Source organism: Streptococcus pluranimalium, from assembly GCF_047785745.1.
GTDB classification, from domain to species: domain Bacteria; phylum Bacillota; class Bacilli; order Lactobacillales; family Streptococcaceae; genus Streptococcus; species Streptococcus pluranimalium_B.
Genome location: NZ_JBLOJT010000169.1, coordinates 1 through 1,996, shown reverse-complemented (window position 1 = coordinate 1,996; position 1,996 = coordinate 1). Strand labels below are relative to the sequence as shown.

2 protein-coding genes and 1 riboswitch are annotated in these 1,996 nt (G+C 37.2%); both genes read right to left on the bottom strand.

Annotated features, from left to right (window positions below):
- Positions 1–944, bottom strand: a 944-nt coding sequence (locus ACMZ6U_RS10215; RefSeq protein ID WP_416108316.1) for an N-acetylmuramoyl-L-alanine amidase, incomplete at its 3' end; no start/stop codon positions are given.
- A 42-nt stretch (positions 945–986) separates the two neighbouring features.
- The gene (thiT, locus tag ACMZ6U_RS10210) at positions 987–1,544 is read right to left on the bottom strand and encodes an energy-coupled thiamine transporter ThiT (protein ID WP_416108315.1); all 558 of its coding nucleotides are present in this window, start codon (positions 1,542–1,544) and stop codon (positions 987–989) included.
- 36 nt (positions 1,545–1,580) lie between these two features.
- Positions 1,581–1,682: riboswitch (TPP riboswitch) on the bottom strand.
- Positions 1,683–1,996: the final 314 nt, after the last annotated feature.

Here is a 1,996-nt window from a genome sequence, read left to right as displayed (position 1 = left end):
AGTATTTGATTATAATAGGCTTGGACTAATTGTGTAAAATCTTCAACACTATAATCCACTCCCCAATAGTAGTTAGCCATACCTCTCCAGTATTCGACGGAATCAGCATGGTCAGTTCCTCCAAGATATCTGGACACCATATCATGCGTCCAGATAGTTCCTTGCCCATCCTCTTGCCCTATTGTAACTGGTAGGTGATAATGACGCAGTTGTTTAGCAGTATAATAGGCTGCATTAGATAACTGATTAGTAAAAGCATCTGGGCTATTTTCTCTAGTCATCTCAAACTGAATATAGTTAGGATTGGCCTTAGGCCCAGCACCTTGTGCCATAAAATCAGGATTGGCAATCGTTATGATTTGATTAGCATTGATAAAGCTATGGACGAAAACACCTGATGTGTGATAGTTTTTTATCATGTAGCTAATTTCATTATCAAGTGTTGAGTCATCATTACCAGTCTCATGGATAACAATCCCCATAGGCTGACGACTAGTATTAAAATAGGGGATTTTTGTAAACCGTTTATTGATTTGTTTTGAGATATTAACTTGGGGATAACCTAAGTCAGCGACCGCTTGGTTGATAGGATTGTCTTGAATAAGAGTTAGTTGATTTGCTAATGTATAATACTGCTTGCCATTAAAAATGAATCCAGCAAAGAGATGAACACTTCCTCTGACTTTTTTCTCACGATATGAGGTGATAGTAATTGTCTCTTGGTGAGAAATTGGAGAAGTTATGCGATGCCATTGCTCATCAAATAGTTCATGAAGATGACCAATGTTGGTCATCTGCTGTGTCTCATAGTTAAGTAGCTTTTTAGCATTTACATAATGAATGAATCCAAATGCCGATAGCATCAATACCATAAGCGAAGAGATGATAATGATTGTAGTCTTGAATGTTTTTGGAGTCTTACGGCGTCTTTTATATCTTGGCATAAACTTTATTTTAACACAATATATGTTAAAGAAACCTTAAGATTATTTTGTTAAAAAGAGTCTATTAGCTTGGGCTGATACTAAAAGAATAAGACTAATGATAACCAAGATGAGAGTAGATGAACCAGCGATGCCATTGACACTAAAAGAATACCATAGTGCAGACATTCCTTTAGGAGCGTATGAACCCCAGAAAATGACCCCTGCTAAAAAATGCCAAAAATAGCGAATTCCAACTGCTAACAAGCTGGCAAGACTACCTAAACAGATAGCTTTTTTGGATTCTTTAGCTCGAATGGCTGCTTGGAAGGATTGAGCAAAAATGCCTGCTAAGCCCATAGAAACAAAAGCGAGAATATACTCTATTAAGACCTGAGAAAAGGCTAAATAATAAACTTTTCCAAAGATAAAGTGTATAAGTCCCCAAAGAAAACCGGCTAATAGACCATATTTTGGGCCACGGCGTAGTGAAAAGACAACAAGTGGAATAGCTCCAAATGAAGGAGAAAACCAATTAGCAAAATCAGGGATAAAAGAAAGAACCATGGCGAGTGCAGCGAAAATAGCAGCTTCAACTAAAGCATTAAGATTTTTTGACATAAAAAACTCCTTTTTATCAAAAAGGGAGCCTTACCAAGTACATAATGACACAATTCCTACGCTGGTACTAACCAGATCAGGTTGATAAGGATTCCACAGACATGTGGTCTCAGCCCAAAGGCACTCCCTTGTGGTATTTAATTTTCGAGGTGATTTATCGTTAAAATGACACCGATTACGAGTAGTCTAACGAAAAAAAAACAAGCTGTCAAGGCACTGCACCCATAAAATGAGACATAAGAAAAACACTCCTGTTGAAAACTAGTAAACTAGAAACAGGAGTGTTTTGTTATGGTCAAAAAAGCGTATTCGGTAGAAACTAGAACCTGTATTCACAAAGTTATAAAGCCCTTAAAAGACGATTAATGTGTGATAGTTTGACAAAAGCAACCTCTTTTGTGTCGTGCAAATTAGCTGCATGAACCACCACATCAAGAAGATTTCCCATGGTA